Below are 20,932 nucleotides of genomic sequence, written 5' to 3'. Positions count from 1 at the left end.
TGCGCGATGGAGCATGGTCATGCCCGCTCGTCGTTCTGCAACACCCGCAGATCGACTTCGCGCAGATAGCGCTCCGGCGAAAAATCGCAATACGTCAGGGAGATGGGCAGGTCGGACACGCTATAGCCGATGCGGCGCACGCGCACGAGCGGCACACCGGCCGCCACGCCAAGCGCGTCAGCCTGGTGGGCATCGGCCAGGCACGCCAGCGTCGCCTCGCGCGAGCGCGTGATCGTCAGGTTGGCACGCTGGAACACCTGCACGAAAAGACGGTCTTCAAAGTCCCGTGCTTCGAGCATGGCCGCCAGGCTCGAGGTCAGCCACGTGCGCAGCAGCATGATGGTCTGCCCGTCCACGCGCGCACGGCGCTCGACGAAGGCGACCTGCGCGCCGGGCTCGAGCTCCAGCGCCGCGGCAACGGCTTCGTCGGCCGGCCGGAGCTGGAAGGCGCTGACGGTGTAGACCGCGCCCGGCACGTATTCGAGCGCGGCATCAGACTGCCCCCGCGCATACAGCACCGGCCGATGCGGCCCCGAGGAATCCAGCACCACGCTGCGCTGGCCGCGTGCACGCTTGAGCAGCCCCCGCGCGGCGAGCTCGTTGAGCGTACGGCGCGCCGTGAGCCGCGATACGGCGTAGCGCTGCGCCAGTTCATTCTCGCTGGGGGCGATGCTGCCGGCCGGCAGGTTGCCGTGCAGGATGTCCAGCCGGATGCGGTCGGCCAGTTCGAGGTATTTGGGCAGGCGGGGCGTCATGCCAGCGTTATACAGGAACATGCGGCGCCCGCTCCAACAAAAACGGCCCACCAGAGCGGTGAGCCGTTTTGCTCCGTGCGGTACGCCGGATGCGGATCAGGCGATGAGGAATTTGTCGCGGTTCTTGCCGATCCAGGCCGGCGCACGGCCGCGGCCGGACCATGTCGCGCCGGTCTTCGGATCGCGATACTTGGGCGGCACCGGCGACTTGGCGCCCGCGCGGCGACCGCGGCGCGGGACCAGGCCCAGATCTTCCGCCGTCAGGCCATATTCGGCAACCGTCTGGCGAACCTGCTGAATCACGGCTTCCAGTTCCTTGGCGCGCGCCATTTCAATCTGTTCTTCCAGCTTGGCCTTTTGTGCAATCAATTCCTTGTATGTCGCCATATGGGCTCCCGATAAAGACCGGTATGAAGTCCGGTGTGGACAGAATATTAGGCGAATTGTATTCGCAACTGAAATCAAATTTCAATGCTTTCAATTGTGAAGCTTCAAAGCATGCGGCTTAGCGCCGTCGACAAAACCGGCATGGCGCACGAGTCGGCGCTTACCGGTACAAGAGAACGGCACGGCCACGACCGCAGCGATAGCAGCAGAGTTGAACACCACCCGTCTCTCGCGGGCGCCCGGGCTTGGCACGCCAGATGCTGTCTCAAGGGCCATCGTCGGACCGCGTTCCCGCATACGAATTCGTGGCGTGGTTTCAATGGCGCAGGTGTGGTTCTTTTTGAGCGTGCCGTGCATGCGCGATTTGCATTCCCGGGCGTGCCGGCATTCTCGAATTTGCCAAGGGGGCTTCTTTTCGCCTTGAAGGTTCTGCGGAATCCTCCACCCGCATTTCGGCTTGACGACAGACGTGCCTATTGATATCCGCGCGAATTGGAGCTTACGCAGCGATCAATCAATCCACTTTCCCGCACGGTAAAAAAACGTCAAACCGTATTGAACACACCGACGCCACGCACATGACCTCGATCTCGCAGGGCCGGGCCGAACGTCGCAATACAAGGGTGGGCTGCGGACACAGCCCAATCAAAGTGTTGTATTCGCCACAAACGAGACTTTGCGCCACGCACGACTTTTGCGCATCATGAAGAATGTTGTCTCCCCTTCCGCCGGCCCAGCGCCGCGGATCCGTGCATGGCGAGATCTCGTGGGCCATACCATTGGTTGGAGCGTGGGATGCAAGACGAACTTTCCTACCCGCTGTCGGCGCAAAGCCTGCCCGTTCCGCTCTATGTCGTGCTCGAGGGCCGCATCGTGTATGCCAATGCGGCGGGGGTCTGCATGTTGCACGCGGCATCTGCCGATCAATTGCTGGGCGAGCCGTTCTCCCGCTTCTTCCAGGATGTTCCGGCCTGGCTTGCCGCTGCGGACGCAGACCACGCCGACCCCGCCATGCCGGAGGGGCCGCAGGTGCCGCAAGCACAGCTCGTCTCGGCCATCGCGCTTGGCGCCCTGACCGACCCCGTGCGCGTCCGCCTGACGGTCACCCCGACCCGCTTCGAAGGCCTGCCGGCCCAGCAGGTGGTGGTGCATGGCCTGCCCTTGCCGCTCGATGCGCAGATGCCGGGCAAACCCGGTGAACGCATCCTCAGCGCTGAAACCGTTGGCGCAGCATTGCCCTATGAACACCTCGATTACCTGCTCTCGACACTGCCGTCGAGCACCTCGCCAGGCGAGCGGCTGCAGGCGGTGCTCAGGGCCATCGAAGCGACGTTGCCGAACTCGCTCTGCGTCGTGGTGCGTGTGGTGTCGGGGCGTGCCAGGCTATACGGCACACAGACGGCACGGTCGCAGTTGGCATCCCGGCCCGCATCTGCAACGCGCCCGGCACCCGACACGCTCGACACCGACCTCGCGAGCCTGGCGCCCCTGCTGCACGATCTGCCCCCGGTCGAGCTGGTGCGCCACGCCAATGTGCCCGCGGCATTGCGAGAGGTATTGGCTGGCGCGCTGGCCGATGCACGCCCTGCCTGGCTGTGCCGCATCCCCGCCCAACACGGTGGCATCGCGGCAGGTGAAGATCTGCTCTGCCTGTTCTACCCCGCCCCGGATTCAACACCGCCCGGCGATGCAGCCTTGCGCGACGCCTGCGGCCACTATGTCGCCGCACTGGTCAAACTGCTGCGGCTCGAAACCGAATACCGCCAGACCCGCGAGTTGCGCGACCAGTATCGGCTTGTGGTCAACCACCTCAGCGAAGGCGTGTTGACGCTGTCGATTGACGGGCGGGTCCTGTCTTACAACCGCAGCGCGGCGGAAATCCTTCGCCTGTCCGGCGCGTCGTGGAAGGGGCGGCCGCGCGCCGCGTTCTCCGACATGATGTTCAGCGAAGACGGCACCATCCTGCCGCGCGCCGCGTGGCCGTCGACCATAGCGGCCCGCACCGGACGCGCCGTCAGCAACGTCGTGGTGGGCGTGCAGGCGACCAACGGGCAAGTCGTCTGGCTGCGCGAATCGGTGTTGCCGATGTTCTCGCCCGACAGCGCCTCGCCGCACGCGGTGCTGGTCATCTTCAGCGACATCACGGCCGAGCGCTCGGCGCACGAGCAGCTGCGCCTGCTTGAAACCAAGGACTCGCTCACTGGCCTGCCGAATCGCGCCGCATTCGTCGAGCGGCTCGATGCGCGGCTGGCATTGCAGGCCAGCGGTGAACTGGCGCTGCTCTACATCGGCCTGGACCACTTCAAGACGGTCAACGAGGCGATGGGCCACCACACGGGCAACCAGATCCTGAACACCGCGGCGCAGCGCCTGCGGGCCGCAGCCGGCCCGCGCGCGCTGCTGGCCCGCCTGGGCGGGGACCGGTTCTGCGTCGCCATTGAAGACCCGGCCGCAGCCGATGGCCTGGCGCGGCAGGTGCTCGAAGCGCTGGCCAAGCCCTTTGCCGGCGACCAGCGCGAAGTGCACCTCTCTGCCAGCATCGGCGTGGCGGTCTTTCCCGCAGACGGCGGCGACGCGGGCACGCTCGTCATGCACGCCGAGGCGGCCATGTACCGGGCCAAGGAACAGGGCCGCAACCGCGTCGCACGGTATTCGCGTGCGCTTGAAACCCAGATGCTGCGCCGCTTCACCCTGAACGAACGCATGCGCAGGGCGCTCGCGCGCGGCCAGGTGCGGCTGGTCTATCAACCGAAGTACGCGCTGGCGTCGCGCGAGATGGTCGCGGTCGAGGCGCTGATGCGCTGGTCGGATCCGGAGCTCGGCGCGGTGTCGCCCGCCGAGTTCATCGACGTGGCAGAGGAGTCTGGCTACATCCTCGAGCTGGGCCGCTGGGCACTGATGCAGGCGTGCACGCAAGGCCAGGCGTGGGCGCGCGAGTTCGGCTTTACGGGACGCATCGCGGTGAACGTGTCGGCGCGGCAGTGCGATGCGGGCGTCATCGAACAGGACGTGGACGAAGCGCTGAGGACATCCGGCCTGGCGCCCACGCGCCTGGAGCTTGAATTGACCGAAAGCGTGCTGCTGGCGGACCGGCCGTCGACGCAGCGGCTGCTCACGAGCCTCGCTGCGCGCGGGGTGCGTATCTCGCTGGATGACTTCGGCATCGGGTTTTCCTCGCTGTCGTACCTGCGCAGCCTGCCGATCCACAACATCAAGATCGACCGATCGTTCATCAGCGGCGTACCGGTGGTACCCGACTGCGTGGCCCTGACCAAGACCATCATCGCGATGGCCCGCGCGCTGAACATGACCGTCACGGCCGAGGGCGTTGAGACGGCCGAGCAGTCGGCCTTCCTCGCGGCCCACGCGTGCGATGAAGTGCAGGGGTTTCTCTTCGGCCGGCCGCTGGAGGTGCCGGCGCTGGAGGCGCTTCTACGCTCGCACAGCCGCGCGCGGGCATAAAAAAAAACGGACCGCGGAGGTCCGTTTCTTGTGTGGACGGGCGTCGATCAGCGCGTCGTCACGTTGCCGACCAGACCGCCCAGTGCGGCACCGCCCAAGGTTGCCCCCGGACCGCCGATGAGCGCAGCGCCGGCCAGTCCGCCCACGCCCGCACCGATGGCTGTATTGCGCTGGCGCGCCGTCATGTTGGCACAGCCGGTTGCCGTCAGCAGCATCACACCGGCCAGCAGAGTCGTCAGTACCCGAATCATGTTCTTCTCCTTGGAATGCGTCGGTTGCCATCACCGACCGCGTACCGAAAGTCTGGCCAGCCAGTGCACAACGTGCTGTTTCAAGTTGTAATCAGACGTTGCACGCGCCGACGGCAATGAAGATGCCTTAACGCTGACGCACCTTGCCAAATTCGCGGGCAACGCCGACACAAACGCGTCACCACGCGGGCCGGGTAAGGTTTCCCACAGAGTTATCCACATGTTCTGTGCATAACCGGCCATGGCCGCCAGTCCAGAAATCACAAAGGGCTTGACGGTTTTCGACAAACGTGCCGAGCACGGGAAGCTGCCGTGTCAAGCGCAAGTTATCCACATCGTGACGGGGTGTTACATCCTGCAACAACTCCTTGCGCGTCAAGCGGTTGCACACGCTTTTGCAACCGGTTTGACTGCTGCTGTGGACAAGTCTGGGCGGGGTGATGTGGTCCGTGCAGGATCGATTGCGCCTGGAGACGGCGGTCGATCCGTTCGGGATACGCAGTCTGCAACAGCCCCCCCATGTGCAGTCCCTTTTTCGTGGTTCCATGATTGGAACCATGGATGTTCCGTTCAGGAAACTCTGGGCCCCACCGGGCTGGCAAGAGAGCGCCGGCGTTACCCCAGCCAGCCGAACTGGCACCGAGGGTGGATCAACGCGTCAGGTCGCCAGGCGTATCGACGTCGCGCAGGATGCCGGCATCGTCCGTATCGATGCGGATGAGCGTGCCCGGCGTGATCAGCCGCCGTGCGCCTTCGTCGCCATCGAGCGACGTCAGGCCCGCGAAGAAATCGGCGCCAAAGCCGATCGGGTGCCCGCGCTGCCCCTCGTAAAACGGTGCGACGCAGTGGCCCGCGTCCAGCGCACCGGCCAACTGCGCGATGGTGGCGGGGGCGATCCACGGCATGTCGGCCAGGGCGATGACCCAGCCGCCGGCGTGCGGTCGGGCCGCCACCCCGGCGGCCAGGCTGGCGCCCATGCCGCGCGCGGCGTCGGCGCATCGCAGCACCTCGCAGCCCGCCTCGGCCAGCAACGCGGCCAGCCGCTCAACCTGGGCCCCATGCGTGGCGGCAGCGGGCACCACCGCCACCACATCGTCCAGCGCCTGCTTCAGGTGCCGCGCGGCCTGCAACGCGACCGGCGTACCGGCGGTGACGCCATCGCGCAGCGGCGCGAGCAGCTTGTTGGCCGCGCCGGCCGGATCGAACCGGCTGCCGCGTCCCGCGGCCAGCAGGACACCCACCACAGGCCGCTGCGACATCAGACGACCTCGGTCTTGAGCGTGACTTCCACGTTGTTGCGTGTGGCGTTCGAATACGGGCATACCTCGTGAGCCTTGGCGACCAGCGCATCCGCATCGCCCTGCGACAACCCGCCGATGCGCGCGGTCAGGCCGACCTTCAGGCCGAAGCCGCCTTCGGGCCGTGTGCCGATGCCGACGTCGCAGTGGATCTCGATGCTGGTGGGGTTGAGCTTGAGGACGGTCTTGGCCACAAAGTCGCACGCCGAGCCGAAGCATGCGGCATAGCCGGCTGCGAACAGGTCTTCGGGGGTGGTCGTATTGGGCTTGCCGGGGCCGCCCATCGATTTCGGTACCGACAGGTCGTGCGACACCTGGCCGTCTTCGGTCTGCGTGTGGCCGTTGCGGCCGCCCGTGGCCTTGGCGTGCGCGGTGTACAGGATATTGAGTGCCATGATGATCTCCGGTTCGTGAGAGAGCGTGCGCAGCAAGAAACGCTCCGCAGTAAAACGCCGGCATACATTGCTGCATGCCGGCGCCAATCACATCACGCGTGGATGACGGTCACACCGTATCGAACGGCAGCTTGCGCAGCCGCTTGCCGGTGAGCGCAAACACGGCATTGGCCACCGCCGGCGCGATCGGCGGCGTGCCGGGTTCGCCCAGGCCGGTCGGGTTGTCTTCCGACGGCACGAAGAACACGTTCACCGGCGGCGCGTCCGGCATGCGCACGGGCGGGAAGTCGGTGAAGTTGCTGTTCTTGGTGGCGCCGTGTTCGATTTCGATGGCAAACCCGGGCTGGATCATCGCCAGGCCGAACAAGCACGCCCCCTGGATCTGCGCTTCGGCGCCCATCGGGTTGACCACGCGGTTGGCGTGCACGCCGGCGGTCACGCGATGCACGCGCGGCTTGCCTTGGTCGATCGACACCTCGACCACATACGCCACGACCGACTCGAACGACGCGTGCACCGCCACGCCCCACGCCTGGCCCTTCGGCAGCTTGCGCTTGCCGTAGCCGGACTTGTCGACAGCCAGCTGCAGCGCCGCGCGATGGCGCTCGTGTTCCTTGCCTGTGAAGCGCGCCATGCGGAAGGCCACCGGATCCTGCCGGGCGGCGTGCGCCACTTCGTCGACCATGGTTTCCATCACGTAGGCCGTGTGCGTGTGGCCCACCGAGCGCCACCACAGCACCGGCACGTTCACGTCGGGGTGATGCACCGTCAGCTGCATCGGAAAGCCATAGTGGTTCTCGATCACGCCCTCCACCATGGTCTCGTCCACCCCGTTCTTGACCATGAAGGCCTCGAACGGCGTGCCCTTGAGGATCGACTGGCCGACGATCACGTGATCCCAGCCAACCACCTTGCCGCTGTTGTCGACACCCACACTGACGCGGTGCAGGTGCATCGGCCGGTAGTAACCGCCGCGGATGTCGTCTTCGCGGCTCCAGATCACCTTGACGGGGCCGTTGTGGCCGGCAGCCGCGTAGGCCTTGGCCACGTTGGCAGCTTCCACGACATAGTCCGACGTGGTGATCGCGCGCCGGCCGAAGCCGCCGCCGGCCATCATCGTGTTGAGCTCGATCTTGTCCGGCGCCACGCCGAGCACCTTGGCGATCGCGCCTTGGTCGATGGTCTGGAACTGCGAGCCGACCCACACCTTGGCACCGGTCGTCTTGCCGCCGTCGCGCTGCAGGTCGATCGTGCAGTTCAGCGGCTCCATTGGCGCGTGCGCCAGGTACGGAAACTCGTAGTCGGCCTGGATGCGCGTGGGCGCGGATGCAATGCCGCTCACGTCGGCGGTCTTGGCGACCGTGCCGGGCTGGCCCGCGAGCTTGCGGTATTCCTCCATCAGCGCGGGCGTGGACACCGTCGAGCCGGCGTCTTCCCACGTGACCTGCAGGGCGTCGCGGCCCATCTTGGCGGGCCAGTAGCCATCGGCAATGACCGCCACGCCGGTGCCGCCGCGGTCGGTCGGGATCTGCAGCACATCGACCACGCCCTTCACCGCCTTGGCCGCCGCCGCGTCGTACTTGGCCACCTTGCCGCCAAAACGCGGCGGGCGGGCCAGCACCGCGACCTTCATGTTGGGCAAGCGCGTGTCCAGACCAAACTTGAGCGAGCTGTCGAGCTTCGCGCGCGCATCGAGGCGGGGCGTCGGCTTGCCGACGATGCGGAACTGCGACGGGTTCTTCAGCGTGACCTGCGCCGGCACCGGCAGGGCCATCGCGGCCTGCGCGAGCTCGCCGTACGTCGCGCGATGGCTACCCGACGTGACCACGCCGTTGACCGTGCGGCAGGTCGACGGGTCGACCTTCCAGCGCTCGGCCGCGGCAGCAATCAGCATCGCGCGCGCACGTGCGCCCAGCTCGCGATATTGCTGGAACGAATGGTTCAGCGCGGTCGAGCCGCCCGTCATCTGGATGCCGAAGCCCGGGTCCTTGTATGGATCGCCCGCCGGCGCGAGCATGCCGCGCACGTTGCGCCAGTCCACGTCGAGTTCTTCGGCCAGCGCCATCGGCAGCGCGGTATGCACGCCCTGCCCGAACTCGAGCCGGTTCACGGCCACCGTCACGGTGTTGTCCGGCGCGATGATGATGAACGCTTGCGGCGGCGAAGGCGGCTTGGCCTTCGCGTCCTGCGCGCCGGCCAGTGCGGGCGCAATGCCGAGTGCCAGCCCGCCACCGGCCAGCGTCGTGAGTTTCAGAAAGCTGCGGCGGTCGAGCGCCACCGTAGCCCCAGCGCCGGCATCCGCAGTTGCCGGCTGATGTTGCGCGCCGCCACCGGCCAGCGCTTCCAGGTTTCGAATACGCATCGTGGGTTCTCCGGTGGGGCTTACGCCAGCGACTTCGCAGCGTCGTGGATCGCCGCGCGAATCCGCTGATACGTCGCGCAGCGGCACAGGTTGCCGGCCATCGCGGCATCGATATCGGCGTCGGTCGGCTTCTTCTTGCTGCGCAGCAGGCCGACCGCGCTCATCATCTGGCCGCTCTGGCAGTAGCCGCATTGCGCCACGTCATGCTTGACCCACGCCTCAAGCACGGCCTTGCCGACCTTGTCGTCGGCGATGTGTTCGGACGTGGTGATCTGCTGGCCCGCCACTGCGGAAATCGGCAGCACGCAGCTGCGCGTGGGCTGGCCGTTCAGGTGCACCGTGCAGGCACCGCACGACGCAACGCCGCAACCGAACTTCGTGCCGGTCAGGCCCAGGTTGTCGCGCAACGCCCAGAGCAGCGGGGTCGACGGATCCGCATCGACTTCCACCGGTTTGCCGTTGATGTTCAACGTGACCATTGGGGGATTCTCCTTGTGGGGCGTGAGGGGAGTCTTACCGTTATGACGCCTTCGATATAGCGGGCTGGCGGTATGGACGGGGTGTATTAAAGCAGGTTCGGATGGGTTCTGCTGGCGCCACATCACATGGCTTCTGGCTGGCTGCACACGTTTTCGTCGGCTCTGGATCTGGTGGTTCATGTGCCCAAAAAAGCCGTCCGGAATCCGCCCAGGCAGCTTGACAACACCCCGCCCTCCCCATCACTATCGCCGGATGCATTCTCAGCAGACCATCCTCCGTACCGCTCCTGCCCGCACCCTCTCGTGCGTGCGCGGTCTGCTATCCGCTTCTCTACTACCCGTGTAAGCGCGTAGACCTCTCTTTCCCCCTCGTTCCGGTGTTTGACCGGTCCGTGCCCTGAGCGGCGACGGGCCTTGTGTGTGGCGCAGTCCGTGCGCCGAATCGTTGGAGCTTTCTCATGCCTGCCTCGATCCCGCTTTCGCTACGACTACCAACCGGTTGCCAGACCACGCGCCCGTGGCTGTCTGGCCGCCACCTCCCGAACCCGATTCCGGCCACCCCGGACGCTGCCCGCGCGGCCGTCCCCGTCGTTGTACGAAACCGATCTCGATCTCACAGGACGCACGCACCATGTTGAAGAACCCCGCCACCAAGTACCGCCCCTTCCCCGCCATCGCCCTCGCCGATCGCACCTGGCCCAACAAGACGATCACCCGTGCCCCGATCTGGATGAGCACGGACCTGCGCGACGGCAACCAGGCCTTGTTCGAGCCCATGAACGCCGAGCGCAAGATGCGCATGTTCAAGATGCTCGTGCAGATCGGCTTCAAGGAAATCGAAGCCGCTTTCCCCGCTGCCTCCCAAACCGATTTTGATTTTGTCCGCGAGCTGATCGAGGGCGGACACATCCCCGACGGCGTGGCCATCGAAGTGCTCACGCAGGCCCGCGAAGACCTGATCCGCCGCACGATGGAATCGCTGCGCGGCGCCAAACACGCCATCATCCACGTCTACAACGCGACCGCGCCGGTGTTCCGCCGCACGGTGTTCAACACCGACCGCGAAGGCGTCAAGCGCATTGCCGTGCAAAGCGCCAAGCTGATCCGCGAGATTGCGGAAACGATGCCCGAGACGCAGTGGACGTATCAGTACAGCCCCGAAGTCTTCAGCGGCACCGAGCTGGATTTTGCGCTGGAGGTCTGCAACGCGGTGACCGAAGTCTGGGAGCCGACGCCCGAGCACAAGATCATCTTCAACCTGCCTGCCACGGTGGAGATGGCCACGCCAAACATCTACGCCGACCAGATCGAATGGATGCATCGCAACCTGGCGCGCCGCGATTCGATCATCCTCTCCGTGCATCCGCACAATGACCGCGGCACGGCCGTGGCAGCGGCTGAACTGGCGGTGATGGCCGGCGCCGATCGCGTGGAAGGCTGCCTGTTCGGCAATGGCGAGCGCACCGGCAACGTGGACCTCGTCACACTCGCGCTGAACCTGTATTCGCAGGGCGTCGATCCGGGCCTGGATTTTTCGCACATCAACGACGTGGCCCGCACGTGCGAAGACTGCACGCAGCTGCCGGTGCATCCGCGCCATCCGTACGTGGGCGACCTGGTGTTCACGGCGTTCTCGGGCTCGCACCAGGATGCGATCAAGAAGGGCTTTGCCGTGCAGAAGCCCGACGCCATCTGGGAAATGCCGTACCTGCCGATCGACCCGGCCGACGTGGGCCGCACGTACGACTCGATCATTCGCGTGAACAGCCAGTCGGGCAAGGGCGGGATCGCATACCTGCTCGAATCGGGCTATGGCGTGGCGATGCCGCGGCGCCTGCAGGTGGAGTTCAGCAGCACCGTGCAGAAGCTGACCGACGAAAGCGGCCGCGAAGTGACCGCCGCCGACATCTGGGCACTGTTCCAGCAGACGTATCTGCGCAGCGATGGCGCAATCGGCTACGTGTCGCACCGCCTGACCGAGCAGGAAGACGGCAGCCAGCACATCCGCCTGGTCGTCAACATTGCCGATCGTGAGCACATCTGCGAAGGCGTGGGCAACGGGCCGCTGGATGCGCTCGTGCATGCGCTGTCGCACGTGCTGACGGCACCCGTGTCGATCCACCACTATGAAGAACGTGCACTGGGCCAAGGCGCCAATGCCGACGCGATCGCTTTCGCGGAAGTGGCAGCGCCGGGCGTGGCCGGCAGCGTGTTCGGCGTGGGCGTGGATGCCAACCTGACCACCGCGTCGATCCGCGCGGTGGTGGGCGGCGTCAACCGGCTGATCACCCACGCGGGCAGCGGCATGCTGCGCAGCGGCAAGAACGAGGCACAAGCCGCTTAAGGCACACGTCGGCCCACACAGTGGAGCGCCAGTTGCTAAATTGGAGAGGTGCGTTCGGGCGATTCCCCGGCGCAGCTCTTCGAAGCGCCCCTGCGCGCACATCCACTGCCCAAAAGGAGAACCGACATGACCAATCGTCCGACCGCGAAAGAGAATGCCAAGCGTTTTGCCAGTGTGATCCAGGCGCTCCAGGCGTGCGAAAACGCTTGCAATCATTGCGCGGCGGAATGCAGCAAGAATGGGCACGCCGCGGCCATGGCGCGCTGCATCAGCGTGTGCACCGACTGCGGGCAATACTGCGCGCTCACCCGCAAGTTCCTGGAGCGGAACAGCGAATTTGCCGAACTGCTGCTGGAAGACTGCGCCGAAATCTGCAGCCAGTGCGCAGAAGAATGCGACCATCATGAGCAGGGGCACTGCGTGGACTGCGCAGCCGCCTGCCGCGCGTGCATGGACGCCTGTCTGAAGGTCGCTGGCGTGGAATCCGTCACGGCTGAACCGACCGTCTTCTGACCATTCCTTTCAACGCGTATGAAAATTGGCGAACTCGCCCAGCGCACGGGCATCAGCATCGAGACCATCCGCTTCTATGAAGCGCAGGGCCTGCTGCCGCCGCCCGCACGTGCTGCCAACAACTATCGCGTCTATACGCCCGAGCATGCCGAGCAGCTGGCCTTCATCGCGAAGTGCCGGTCGCTCGACATGGCGCACACCGAGATCCGCCGGCTGCTGGAGCTGCAAGCCAACCCGCAGGCCTCGTGCGAAGAGATCAACAGCCTGCTGGACGAGCATCTGCGCCATGTGCAAGCGCGCATTGCCGAGTTGAACGATCTGAAGCGGCAGATCGAGGCGATCGGGCGGCGCTGTACGAGGGCCGCGTCGGTGGCGGAGTGCGGCGTGTTGCAGTCATTGCACGAGGAAGCGGTCGCCGGCCACCACGCCGGGCACGGGCACGATCATGGCGAAGCCGAGCACGCGCACAAGCACATCCGGGGCGTGCATCGCTGAAGGCGCCCCCGGCCTTCAAACGCGCGCGCGCATCACCCGCAAGCCGTTGAACACCACCAGCAGGCTCGCGCCCACATCGGCAAAGATCGCCATCCACAGCGTGGCGTCGCCCATCACGGCCAGGGCCAGGAACACCGCTTTGATACCGAGGGCCAGCACGATGTTCTGACGCAGCACGGCCACCGTGCGACGGCTGATGCGGATGAAGCTCGCGAGCTTGCGCGGGTCGTCGTCCATGATGGCAACGTCGGCGGCTTCGAGCGCCGTGGCGGTGCCGGCCGCTCCCATGGCAAAGCCGATGTCGGCGCGCGCGAGGGCCGGGGCGTCGTTGATGCCGTCGCCCACCATGCCGACAAAGCCGTGCTGCGCGGCGAGTTCGCCCACCACACGCTGCTTGTCGGCAGGCAGCTGTTCGGCGTGCACGTTCTCGATGCCGACTGTCCTGGCGATGGCCCACGCGGCCCGGCGATCGTCGCCGGTCAGCATGACCGGTGTCACGCCGAGCGCGCGCAGTGCGGCGATGGCCTCGGCGCTTTGCGCACGCTCGCGGTCCCGCACGCCGAAAAGCGCCACGGCACCATTCGCATCGCACAGCGTGACCGCCGACATGCCTTCGGCTTGCAGCGATTCCGCAGCGCTGCGCCAGGCCGGCGTGTCCAAGCCGCGATCCGCCACCAGCGCGGCATTGCCGAGGTGCCAGCGCACGCCGTTGAGCGTGCCCGCCACGCCGCGGCCCGGCAGCACCGACAGATCCTCGACGGAAGCCGCGTCCACGCCGCCGTGCTGGGCAGCCGCCTGCACGATGGCCACGGCGATCGGGTGCGTGGTGTTGGCATCCAGTGCAGCCGCGACGGCCAACGCCTGCAGGTGTTCGCGGTCGGTTGCGGCACGCAGCGCGGCGACGGCGCGGCGTTCGCCGTTGGGCAGTACCACCGCATCGAGCATCGGCCGGCCGGCGGTGAGCGTACCGGTCTTGTCCAGCGCCAGCGCGCGCAGGCGGCGTCCGCTTTCCAGGTAGACGCCGCCCTTGACGACGATGCCGCGCCGCGCGGCGGCGGCCAGACCGCTGACCACCGTCACGGGCGTCGAGATCACGAGCGCGCAGGGGCAGGCGATCACCAGCAGCACCAGCGCGCGATACGTCCAGGCAAGCCAGCCGTCGGCCGTCACCAGCGGGCCGACGATGGCCACGGCCAGCGCCAGCAACATCACCGCGGGCGTGTAGACGGACGAGAACCTGTCGACGAATCGCTGCGTGGGCGCGCGCTGTGATTGCGCCTCCTGGATGGCCCCGGCGATGCGGGCGAGCGTGCTGTCGGCCGCCACGGCCGTGGCCTGCGCCTCCACCACGCCGTCGGTGACGATGGTGCCGGCGAGGAGGGTGTCGCCGACGGCCTTCTCGACGGGCAGGCTCTCGCCGGTGACGGGCGATTCATCGAGCGCCGCACGGCCGCTCACGACGCGCGCATCGACCGGGACGCGGCTGCCTGTGCGCACACGCAGGCGCGCGCCAATGGCGACCGACCCGACGGCGACGTCGCGCCAGCCGCCGGCGCCATCGGCCAGTTCCGCGGTATCGGGCGCGATGGCGGTGAGCGCGCGCACGGCATCGCGGGCACGTACGAGCGCGCGCGCTTCGATCGCCTCGGCCACGGCAAACAGGAAGATCACCATGGCCGCTTCGGCCCACTTGCCGATCAGCAGCGCGCCGATCACAGCCACCGCCATCAGGAAGTTGATGTTGAACGTGAATGCGCGCAGGGCGATCCAGCCCTTGCGCAACGTCGGGCCGCCGGCCAGCGCGATGGAGGCGAGCGCCAGCCCCAGCACCGGCCACGCATGGTCACCGAGCGACCACGCAATGGCCTCCGCAGCGAACGCCGCCACGCCGCCCACGCCCAGCCACCACGTGCGGCGCGAAATGCCGGCCGGCGGCACTGGCGCGGTCGCCGTGCGACCGTGCTGTTCGAGCACCTCGCCGTCCATGCCGATGGCGCGCAGGGCTTCGAGGAACGGCGTCACGTCGTCCACGGTGTGGTGGATCGTGAGGTGACGCTCCAGCAGGTTGAAATCCAGCGCGACCACGCCATCGGCGCTGCCCAGCTTGGCGCGGATCATGCGCTCTTCGGTCGGGCAGTCCATCTGCTCGATGCGCACGGTGGTGCGGCCCGTGGCTGCCGCGCGGGCGGTGTCATCGGTGAGCGCCGCGGCTGCGTGCGCGTGGCCATGATCGTGGTGATCGTGGCCGTGATCGTGTGCGTGGCGGGAAGTGTCCATTGCGACCGGCGGCTGGTGGCCGCAGCAACCCCCGCAAGCGGCGGCTTCCGGCTTGGCGGCGTGGTCGTGGACAGTCAGAGTGGAGGCGAGATCGGGTTTCATGCCCTCCATTCAAAACCCTGAAGAAGCTTCAGGGTCAAGCCCACCTCTCAGATAAGGTCTTTCGTCCACTTGGCGACGATGGCGCGGGCTTCCGGCCAGTCGCCCAGGCCGGACTCGGCATTGATATGGCCGCGCGGGCCCAGGGCGATCGGCTCGGCGCCCCACGCGGCCGCCTGGCGCGCACTCCAGCCGGCGTCGCTGTACGGATCGTCGGTGCTGAAGATCAGCACGGAAGGAAACGGCAGGCGCTGCTGCGGCATGGGGCGGAAGTCCGCCAGTTCCGCCGGCATGTCGGCGCGATCGAGCTGCGGCGGCGCCACCAGCAGCGCCCCGCGCACGCGCACCGCGCGCGGCGATGCGGCCGCCCAGTGCGCCGTCAGCACGCAACCCAGGCTGTGCGCGACCAGCACCACGTCGCCCGGCGCCGCGCTGACTTCGGCCTCGAGCGCCGCCACCCAATCCGCACGCTTGGGCGTGAACCAGTCGCGCTGCTCGACACGGCGATCCCCATGCAGGCGCTCCCAGCGCGATTGCCAGTGCTCGGGGCCGGAGTTCTGCCAGCCGGGGAGGATCAGGACGGTGGGGGTGGCGCTCACGGGCACTCCAGCAGCAAGTTTGGACGCTCCATTCTGCCGCGAATCCGCCGACCGCGTCGGATGGATTCATCGGCGGATCCGCATAATTCATCCAAATATTCCGTTTCACAGGCAGATCGCGAGCTTCTACAGTCGCCGACAAATCCCGCCAACAGGGATTCCGAATCCAAAACGCGGAGGAGACCATGCTCGCACTGCTCGGGCTGCTGACCATCGTTGCGCTGTTCGTCGTCATCCTGACCAAGCGCATGTCGCCGCTGGTCGCGCTCATCGCCATTCCCATCGTTGCCGCGCTCATCGGCGGCTTCGGGCTGAACACCAGCAAGTTCATCATCGGGGGCATCAAGGATGTCGCCCCGGTGGCCGGGATGTTCATCTTCGCCATCCTGTACTTCGGCATCGTCACGGACGCCGGCATGCTGGACCCGATCATCGACCGCATCCTGCGCACGGTCGGCAGCCGTCCGCCGCGCATCGTGGTGGGCTCGGCGCTGCTGGCGCTGCTGATCCACCTCGATGGCTCGGGCGCGGTGGCGTTCCTCATCACCATTCCCGCCATGCTGCCGCTGTACGACCGGCTCGGGATGGACAGGCGCATCCTGGCATGCGTGACGTCGATGGCGTGCGGCGTGAACTTCCTGCCGTGGACAGGGCCGATGATCCGCGCATCCGCCTCGCTGCACATGCCGGTGACGGACATCTTCAATCCGCTGATCCCCGTGCAGGCCGTTGGGCTGGTGTTCGTCTTCGTGTGTGCGTGGCTGCTGGGCAAGCGTGAAGAGAAACGCCTCGGCCTCGCCCACCACGATGGCGCCGCGCAGGTCGTCGCACGCCCGCTGTCGGACGCCGAGCAGGCGCTGCGCCGCCCGCGCAATTTCTGGATCAACCTGATCCTCACGGTCGTCGTGATGGGCGTGATGGTAAGCGGCAAGGTCGACCCGGTGGTGATGTTCATGCTGGGCGTGGTGGCCGCGCTGCTCATCAATTACCCGAACGTCGACCAGCAACGCCAGCGGGTGGACGCCCACGCCAAGGCCGCGCTGATGATGGCCAGCATCCTGCTCGCGGCGGGCGTGTTCACCGGCATCATGAGCAAGTCGGGCATGCTCACGGCGATGGCCAGGACGGCGGTGGACTTCATCCCGCCCGCCATGGCGCATCACATTCCGGTGGTGCTGGGCGTGCTGTCGATGCCGCTGTCGCTGCTGTTCGATCCGGATTCGTTCTACTTCGGCGTGCTGCCGGTGGTGGCCGAGGCGTCGAAGATGCTCGGCGTCGCGCCGGTGCATGTCGCGCAGGCCGCCGTGCTCGGCCAGATGACCACCGGCTTCCCGGTGAGCCCGCTCACGCCAGCGACCTTCCTGGTGGTGGGGCTGTGCGGCATCGAGCTGGCCGACCACCAGAAATTCTCGATCCCCTTCCTGTTCGGTGCCACGCTGCTGATGACGATTGCGGCCGTGGTGCTGGGCGTGATTCCGTGGTGATGGCATGAACAAACTTCGTATCGGCGGCGGCGCCGGATACTCGGGCGACCGCATCGAACCGGCGCTGGAACTGGCAGAGCACGGCGACATCGACGTGCTGATGTTCGAATGCCTGGCCGAGCGCACCATCGCGCTGGCACAGCAGGTGCGCCGCAAAGACCCGACGCACGGCTACGACCCGCTGCTCGAAGCGCGCATGCGGGCCGTATTGCCGGCCTGCGCGGCGCGCGGCATCCGCATCGTCACCAACATGGGTGCGGCCAACCCGCAGGCGGCGGCCGGGCGCACGCTCGACATCGCCCGCGAGCTTGGCCTCAAGCTGCGCGTGGCGGCCGTCACCGGCGACGACGTGCTGGACCTGCTGCGGGCACGCGGCCATGACTTCACGCTCATGGACGGCGGCGCGCCGGTCGCCTCGCTCGGTGCGCGCATGGTCTCGGCCAATGCGTACCTTGGCGCGCAGGGCATCGTCGATGCACTGGCGCAAGGCGCGGACGTTGTCGTCACCGGGCGCGTGGCCGATCCGGCGCTGGCACTCGGACCGCTCATCCACGCCTTCGGCTGGCGCATGGACGACTGGCACCGCCTCGGCTGCGGCACGCTGGCCGGCCACCTGCTCGAGTGCGCGGGGCAGATCACCGGCGGGTACTTCGCCGACCCGGGCGTCAAGGACGTGCCCGGTCTCGCGCGCCTGGGCTTCCCCATCGGCGAAGTCGGGGAAGACGGATCGGTGCTCATCACGAAGGTGCCCACGGCGGGCGGCATCGTGACCGAGGCCACGTGCAAGGAGCAGTTGCTGTACGAGATCCACGACCCGGCGCGCTACCTCACGCCCGACGTCGTGGCCGACTTCTCCAACGTCCGCATGCGCACCGCCGGCCAGGACCGCGTCGTCATCGAAGGCGCAACGGGCGCGCCGCGTACCGGCCAGCTGAAAGTGTCGATCGGCTATCTCGACAGCTACATCGGCGAGGGCCAGATCAGCTATGCCGGCCCCAACGCCGTGGCGCGCGGGCGGCTGGCGCTCGACATCGTGCGCGAGCGCCTGGCGCTCACAGGCGTGCAGACGACGCAGACGCGCTTCGAGCTGATCGGCGTGGATGCCCTGCATGGCGCGGCCCTCTCTCGCGCGGACGCCGAACCGTACGAGGTGCGCGTGCGCGTGGCCGCGCGCACCGAATCGATGGCCGAAGCCGTGCGCATCGGCAACGAAGTCGAAACGCTGCTGACCTGCGGCCCCTCGGGCGGCGGCGGCGCAACGAAAAGCGCGCGCGAGATCATCGCCGTGGCCTCGACGTTGATCCCTGCGGAACTCGCTCCGCACGCCGTGCACATCCTGGAGAGCTGACATGCGCCGACTGCTTCGCGACCTCGCCCACACCCGCGCCGGCGACAAGGGCGACATCTCTTGCATATCCGTCATCGCGCATCGTGCGGAGGACTTTGCCGCATTGGAGCAGCACGTGACGGCCGAGCGCGTGCGCGCGCATTTCGCAGAACTCGTCACCGGCCATGTCGAGCGCCACGTGCTGCCGCAGTTGGGCGCGCTGAACTTCGTGCTGCACGGCGCCTTGGCCGGCGGCGTGACGCGCTCGCTGGCGCTGGATGCGCATGGCAAGTCGCTCTCGAGCGCGCTGCTCACGCTGGAGGTTCCGGCGTAGGTTCCGCGATAAGCTGGCGGCCTATCCGTCGGCATGCCCATGAACCTCTCCGTCAAGCAGCTGCGCGAGCACAAGAACTTCACGCAGGCCGCGCAGACCTGCCACCTGTCGCAATCGGCCTTCAGCGCCCTGATCCAGAACCTGGAGGCCGATGCCGGCGTGCGCCTGTTCGACCGCAACACGCGCCACGTTGAACTCACGCCCGAGGGCGAAGCCTTTGCGGAATCCGCGCTGCGCCTGCTGGCCGATTTCGAAGCCACGTTCGCTGACCTGCGCGACCGGGCAGCCGCCCGCACGGGCCGCGTGACGGTGGCCGCGCTGCCGTCGATCGCGGCGGGCATCCTCCCGGGCGTGCTGGCCGTATTCTCGGCGCAGCATCCGGGCATCCAGCTCGCGCTGCACGACCAGTTGTCCGACCCGTGCATCGACATGGTCCGGCGCGGCGCGGCAGACTTCGCCATCGCCGCCATGGGCGCCGACATGGCCGGGCTTGCCGCCCAACCGTTCTGCGCAGACGACTTCCACCTCGTCTGCCACCAGGACCATCCACTGGCCCGCAAGCCCGCGCTCAGCGTCGGCGATCTGGTCGATGTGCCGTTCATCCACCTCGCGCGCAACACGAGCATCCGGCAATACCTGGATGCAGCCCTGCACCCGACCAAGGTGCGCAGCGGCATGGAAGTCGAGCACCTGGCGACGGCGGCCGCGCTGGTGGCGGCCAACCTCGGCATTACGGTGATTCCCGCGCTGGCGCTGTTCCAGTTCCGCCTGCCCGAGCTGGTGGTGCGGCCACTGCCATTGCCGGGGCTGGTACGCACCCTGTATGTGATCCGGCGCGACGGGCGCAGCCTGTCGGTAGCGGCCCAGGCGCTGCTGGACCTGTTGTTCGCGCACCCCGCGCACACCGCCGCGCGGATGTGATGGCAGCTTGACCAGGCGCATCCCGCTGGGCCACCCAGGCTGCTACAGTCAAAAGCATCCCGAACGCCCGGAGCGCATCATGTATCAACGCATCCTTGCCGGCTTTGACGGCAGCCACGAAGCCAAACTCGCCGTCGACCAGGCTGCCGCGCTAGCCAAGGCATTCGGCGGGCGGTTGCGTGTCGTATGGGCCATCGGCAGCCCGCGCATGCCCGAGGCGCGGGAGATCTACGACGTCGATAAACTCCGCGAGGCCGAACGCCAGACGGCAGACCACTCCCTGGCCGAACTGCATCGCGCGCTGCAAGCCGACGGCGTTGCCATCGAAACCGATGTGCTGATGCTAAGCGCCGTCGATGACGACATCGGCAGCGCGCTGGAGCACGACGCCGTGCGCTGGCAGGCCGACACCATCGTCGTCGGATCGCAGGGCAAGCATGGGCTCGCGCGCATTCTGCTCGGCAGCGTGGCGGAGCGGACCACCAAACTATCGCGCCGCACCGTCATCGTGGTACGTGCGCAGCACCCGGAACACGCCACCAACTGAAGGCACCGAAGGCACACGTTTTTTGAACCCCCTCACTATGCAACTTGTTGCATAGTTTGAGAGCGCTGTGCTATGTTGCTCCCCACGTTGATGCAATCCGTTGCACTTTCCGCCCAGGAGCCAGCATGCCGCCGCCGATTCCCCAGACCTTGAACGCAGCCGCCCAAGCCACCCTGGAGGCCTGGCACGTCATGCTCGAGCGCAACAACATGGACGCGCTCGAGCACCTGTTCACCGAAGACGTGGTGTTCCGCTCGCCCGTGGCGCACACGGCGTATCCGGGCCGCACCGCGACCACGCTGGTCCTGCGCACCGTCAACACCGTTTTTGAAGACTTCCAATACCACCGCAGCTTCGCCACCGACGATGGGCTGAGCGTGGTGCTCGAATTCAGCGCCAATGTAAGCGGCAAGGCCCTCAAGGGCATCGACATGATCCGCTTCAATGCCGACGGCAAGATCGTCGAATTCGAAGTCATGGTCCGCCCGGCCACGGGGCTGCAGGCGCTCGGCGCGGCGATGGGTGCCAAGCTGGGCGACAAGCTCGGCCTGCTCAGAGCAGGCGCCTGAACCGTTTCCTGAATCCATTCCCATACCAAGACCA

The 20,932-nt window shown here is 67.1% G+C and carries 20 protein-coding genes; 10 read left to right on the top strand and 10 right to left on the bottom strand.

What is annotated here, in order from left to right; genetic code table 11:
* Positions 1-17: 17 nt before the first annotated feature.
* The 3 genes from KHN96_RS03865 to KHN96_RS03855 all read right to left on the bottom strand — a co-directional run bounded on the left by KHN96_RS03865 (position 18) and on the right by KHN96_RS03855 (position 1,499).
* Positions 18-755 (bottom strand): GntR family transcriptional regulator, encoded by a 738-nt coding sequence (locus KHN96_RS03865; RefSeq protein WP_045220302.1) that lies wholly within the window; start codon positions 753-755, stop codon positions 18-20.
* A gap of 96 nt (positions 756-851) precedes the next feature.
* On the bottom strand, positions 852-1,142 hold the full coding sequence (locus tag KHN96_RS03860) for an H-NS histone family protein (protein ID WP_045218763.1): 291 nt from the start codon (positions 1,140-1,142) through the stop codon (positions 852-854).
* Between the two features lie 90 nt (positions 1,143-1,232).
* Positions 1,233-1,499, bottom strand: a complete 267-nt coding sequence (locus tag KHN96_RS03855) for a hypothetical protein (protein ID WP_145997143.1) — start codon at positions 1,497-1,499, stop codon at positions 1,233-1,235.
* A 438-nt stretch (positions 1,500-1,937) separates the two neighbouring features.
* Between KHN96_RS03855 and KHN96_RS03850 the strand changes: the two genes are divergently transcribed.
* On the top strand, positions 1,938-4,604 hold the full coding sequence (locus tag KHN96_RS03850; protein ID WP_062738092.1) for a putative bifunctional diguanylate cyclase/phosphodiesterase: 2,667 nt from the start codon (positions 1,938-1,940) through the stop codon (positions 4,602-4,604).
* A 47-nt stretch (positions 4,605-4,651) separates the two neighbouring features.
* On the opposite strand, the gene KHN96_RS03845 is transcribed toward KHN96_RS03850, so the two are convergent.
* The 5 genes from KHN96_RS03845 to KHN96_RS03825 all read right to left on the bottom strand — a co-directional run bounded on the left by KHN96_RS03845 (position 4,652) and on the right by KHN96_RS03825 (position 9,389).
* Positions 4,652-4,855, bottom strand: coding sequence for a hypothetical protein (locus KHN96_RS03845; RefSeq protein WP_082062863.1), 204 nt, complete (start codon positions 4,853-4,855; stop codon positions 4,652-4,654).
* Positions 4,856-5,505: 650 nt separating this feature from the next.
* Positions 5,506-6,114 (bottom strand): nucleotidyltransferase family protein, encoded by a 609-nt coding sequence (locus KHN96_RS03840; protein ID WP_062738091.1) that lies wholly within the window; start codon positions 6,112-6,114, stop codon positions 5,506-5,508.
* A complete protein-coding gene (locus tag KHN96_RS03835) occupies positions 6,114-6,548 on the bottom strand; it encodes an organic hydroperoxide resistance protein (protein WP_045220309.1) in 435 nt (144 codons plus the stop codon). Before KHN96_RS03835 ends, KHN96_RS03840 begins: the two co-directional genes overlap by 1 nt.
* A 109-nt stretch (positions 6,549-6,657) precedes the next feature.
* On the bottom strand, positions 6,658-8,910 hold the full coding sequence (locus tag KHN96_RS03830; protein ID WP_062738090.1) for a xanthine dehydrogenase family protein molybdopterin-binding subunit: 2,253 nt from the start codon (positions 8,908-8,910) through the stop codon (positions 6,658-6,660).
* Between the two features lie 20 nt (positions 8,911-8,930).
* Positions 8,931-9,389 (bottom strand): (2Fe-2S)-binding protein, encoded by a 459-nt coding sequence (locus KHN96_RS03825; RefSeq protein WP_045218774.1) that lies wholly within the window; start codon positions 9,387-9,389, stop codon positions 8,931-8,933.
* Positions 9,390-10,020: 631 nt separating this feature from the next.
* Between KHN96_RS03825 and leuA the strand changes: the two genes are divergently transcribed.
* The 3 genes from leuA to cadR all read left to right on the top strand — a co-directional run bounded on the left by leuA (position 10,021) and on the right by cadR (position 12,741).
* On the top strand, positions 10,021-11,733 hold the full coding sequence (leuA, locus tag KHN96_RS03820; protein ID WP_062738089.1) for a 2-isopropylmalate synthase: 1,713 nt from the start codon (positions 10,021-10,023) through the stop codon (positions 11,731-11,733).
* Positions 11,734-11,859: 126 nt separating this feature from the next.
* Positions 11,860-12,246 (top strand): four-helix bundle copper-binding protein, encoded by a 387-nt coding sequence (locus KHN96_RS03815; protein WP_045218778.1) that lies wholly within the window; start codon positions 11,860-11,862, stop codon positions 12,244-12,246.
* Positions 12,247-12,264: 18 nt separating this feature from the next.
* Positions 12,265-12,741, top strand: coding sequence for a Cd(II)/Pb(II)-responsive transcriptional regulator (cadR, locus tag KHN96_RS03810; protein WP_045218780.1), 477 nt, complete (start codon positions 12,265-12,267; stop codon positions 12,739-12,741).
* A gap of 15 nt (positions 12,742-12,756) precedes the next feature.
* On the opposite strand, the gene KHN96_RS03805 is transcribed toward cadR, so the two are convergent.
* Positions 12,757-15,120 carry a heavy metal translocating P-type ATPase gene (locus KHN96_RS03805; RefSeq protein WP_062738088.1) on the bottom strand — a complete coding sequence of 788 codons (2,364 nt, stop codon included), beginning with the start codon at positions 15,118-15,120 and terminating at the stop codon, positions 12,757-12,759.
* 47 nt (positions 15,121-15,167) lie between these two features.
* Positions 15,168-15,716, bottom strand: coding sequence for an RBBP9/YdeN family alpha/beta hydrolase (locus KHN96_RS03800; protein WP_062738087.1), 549 nt, complete (start codon positions 15,714-15,716; stop codon positions 15,168-15,170).
* 185 nt (positions 15,717-15,901) lie between these two features.
* On the opposite strand from KHN96_RS03800, the gene KHN96_RS03795 reads away from it, so the two are divergent.
* The 6 genes from KHN96_RS03795 (at position 15,902) to KHN96_RS03770 (ending at position 20,898) form a co-directional block, all read left to right on the top strand.
* Positions 15,902-17,200, top strand: coding sequence for a CitMHS family transporter (locus KHN96_RS03795; RefSeq protein ID WP_045218785.1), 1,299 nt, complete (start codon positions 15,902-15,904; stop codon positions 17,198-17,200).
* A gap of 4 nt (positions 17,201-17,204) precedes the next feature.
* Positions 17,205-18,548, top strand: a complete 1,344-nt coding sequence (locus KHN96_RS03790; protein ID WP_062738086.1) for an acyclic terpene utilization AtuA family protein — start codon at positions 17,205-17,207, stop codon at positions 18,546-18,548.
* A gap of 1 nt (position 18,549) precedes the next feature.
* Positions 18,550-18,861: an AtuA-related protein gene (locus KHN96_RS03785; RefSeq protein ID WP_045218789.1), complete on the top strand. Its 312-nt coding sequence runs from the start codon at positions 18,550-18,552 to the stop codon at positions 18,859-18,861.
* 39 nt (positions 18,862-18,900) lie between these two features.
* The gene (locus KHN96_RS03780) at positions 18,901-19,782 is read left to right on the top strand and encodes a LysR family transcriptional regulator (RefSeq protein WP_115044597.1); all 882 of its coding nucleotides are present in this window, start codon (positions 18,901-18,903) and stop codon (positions 19,780-19,782) included.
* 79 nt (positions 19,783-19,861) lie between these two features.
* Entirely contained in the window at positions 19,862-20,329 is a 468-nt protein-coding gene (locus KHN96_RS03775; protein ID WP_045218795.1) for a universal stress protein, read from the top strand.
* Positions 20,330-20,454: 125 nt separating this feature from the next.
* Entirely contained in the window at positions 20,455-20,898 is a 444-nt protein-coding gene (locus KHN96_RS03770) for a nuclear transport factor 2 family protein (protein WP_062738083.1), read from the top strand.
* Positions 20,899-20,932 lie beyond the last annotated feature (34 nt).

The organism is Ralstonia mannitolilytica (genome assembly GCF_905397375.1).
Lineage (GTDB): Bacteria > Pseudomonadota > Gammaproteobacteria > Burkholderiales > Burkholderiaceae > Ralstonia > Ralstonia mannitolilytica.
Note: the sequence above shows the minus strand (reverse complement) of the source record. Positions and strands in the feature narration are given on the sequence as shown.

Excerpts from the sequence above, each read along its gene's own strand:
- KHN96_RS03775 (WP_045218795.1), top strand. The coding sequence starts at position 19,862 with ATGTATCAACGCATCCTTGCCGGCTTTGACGGCAGCCACGAAGCCAAA.
- KHN96_RS03845 (WP_082062863.1), bottom strand. The coding sequence starts at position 4,855 with ATGATTCGGGTACTGACGACTCTGCTGGCCGGTGTGATGCTGCTGACG.
- KHN96_RS03855 (WP_145997143.1), bottom strand. The coding sequence starts at position 1,499 with ATGCACGGCACGCTCAAAAAGAACCACACCTGCGCCATTGAAACCACG.
- KHN96_RS03795 (WP_045218785.1), top strand. The coding sequence starts at position 15,902 with ATGCTCGCACTGCTCGGGCTGCTGACCATCGTTGCGCTGTTCGTCGTC.
- KHN96_RS03825 (WP_045218774.1), bottom strand. The coding sequence starts at position 9,389 with ATGGTCACGTTGAACATCAACGGCAAACCGGTGGAAGTCGATGCGGAT.
- KHN96_RS03840 (WP_062738091.1), bottom strand. The coding sequence starts at position 6,114 with ATGTCGCAGCGGCCTGTGGTGGGTGTCCTGCTGGCCGCGGGACGCGGC.
- cadR (WP_045218780.1), top strand. The coding sequence starts at position 12,265 with ATGAAAATTGGCGAACTCGCCCAGCGCACGGGCATCAGCATCGAGACC.
- KHN96_RS03830 (WP_062738090.1), bottom strand. The coding sequence starts at position 8,910 with ATGCGTATTCGAAACCTGGAAGCGCTGGCCGGTGGCGGCGCGCAACAT.
- KHN96_RS03785 (WP_045218789.1), top strand. The coding sequence starts at position 18,550 with ATGCGCCGACTGCTTCGCGACCTCGCCCACACCCGCGCCGGCGACAAG.
- leuA (WP_062738089.1), top strand. The coding sequence starts at position 10,021 with ATGTTGAAGAACCCCGCCACCAAGTACCGCCCCTTCCCCGCCATCGCC.
- KHN96_RS03860 (WP_045218763.1), bottom strand. The coding sequence starts at position 1,142 with ATGGCGACATACAAGGAATTGATTGCACAAAAGGCCAAGCTGGAAGAA.
- KHN96_RS03805 (WP_062738088.1), bottom strand. The coding sequence starts at position 15,120 with ATGAAACCCGATCTCGCCTCCACTCTGACTGTCCACGACCACGCCGCC.
- KHN96_RS03790 (WP_062738086.1), top strand. The coding sequence starts at position 17,205 with ATGAACAAACTTCGTATCGGCGGCGGCGCCGGATACTCGGGCGACCGC.
- KHN96_RS03815 (WP_045218778.1), top strand. The coding sequence starts at position 11,860 with ATGACCAATCGTCCGACCGCGAAAGAGAATGCCAAGCGTTTTGCCAGT.
- KHN96_RS03835 (WP_045220309.1), bottom strand. The coding sequence starts at position 6,548 with ATGGCACTCAATATCCTGTACACCGCGCACGCCAAGGCCACGGGCGGC.
- KHN96_RS03780 (WP_115044597.1), top strand. The coding sequence starts at position 18,901 with ATGAACCTCTCCGTCAAGCAGCTGCGCGAGCACAAGAACTTCACGCAG.
- KHN96_RS03865 (WP_045220302.1), bottom strand. The coding sequence starts at position 755 with ATGACGCCCCGCCTGCCCAAATACCTCGAACTGGCCGACCGCATCCGG.
- KHN96_RS03850 (WP_062738092.1), top strand. The coding sequence starts at position 1,938 with ATGCAAGACGAACTTTCCTACCCGCTGTCGGCGCAAAGCCTGCCCGTT.
- KHN96_RS03770 (WP_062738083.1), top strand. The coding sequence starts at position 20,455 with ATGCCGCCGCCGATTCCCCAGACCTTGAACGCAGCCGCCCAAGCCACC.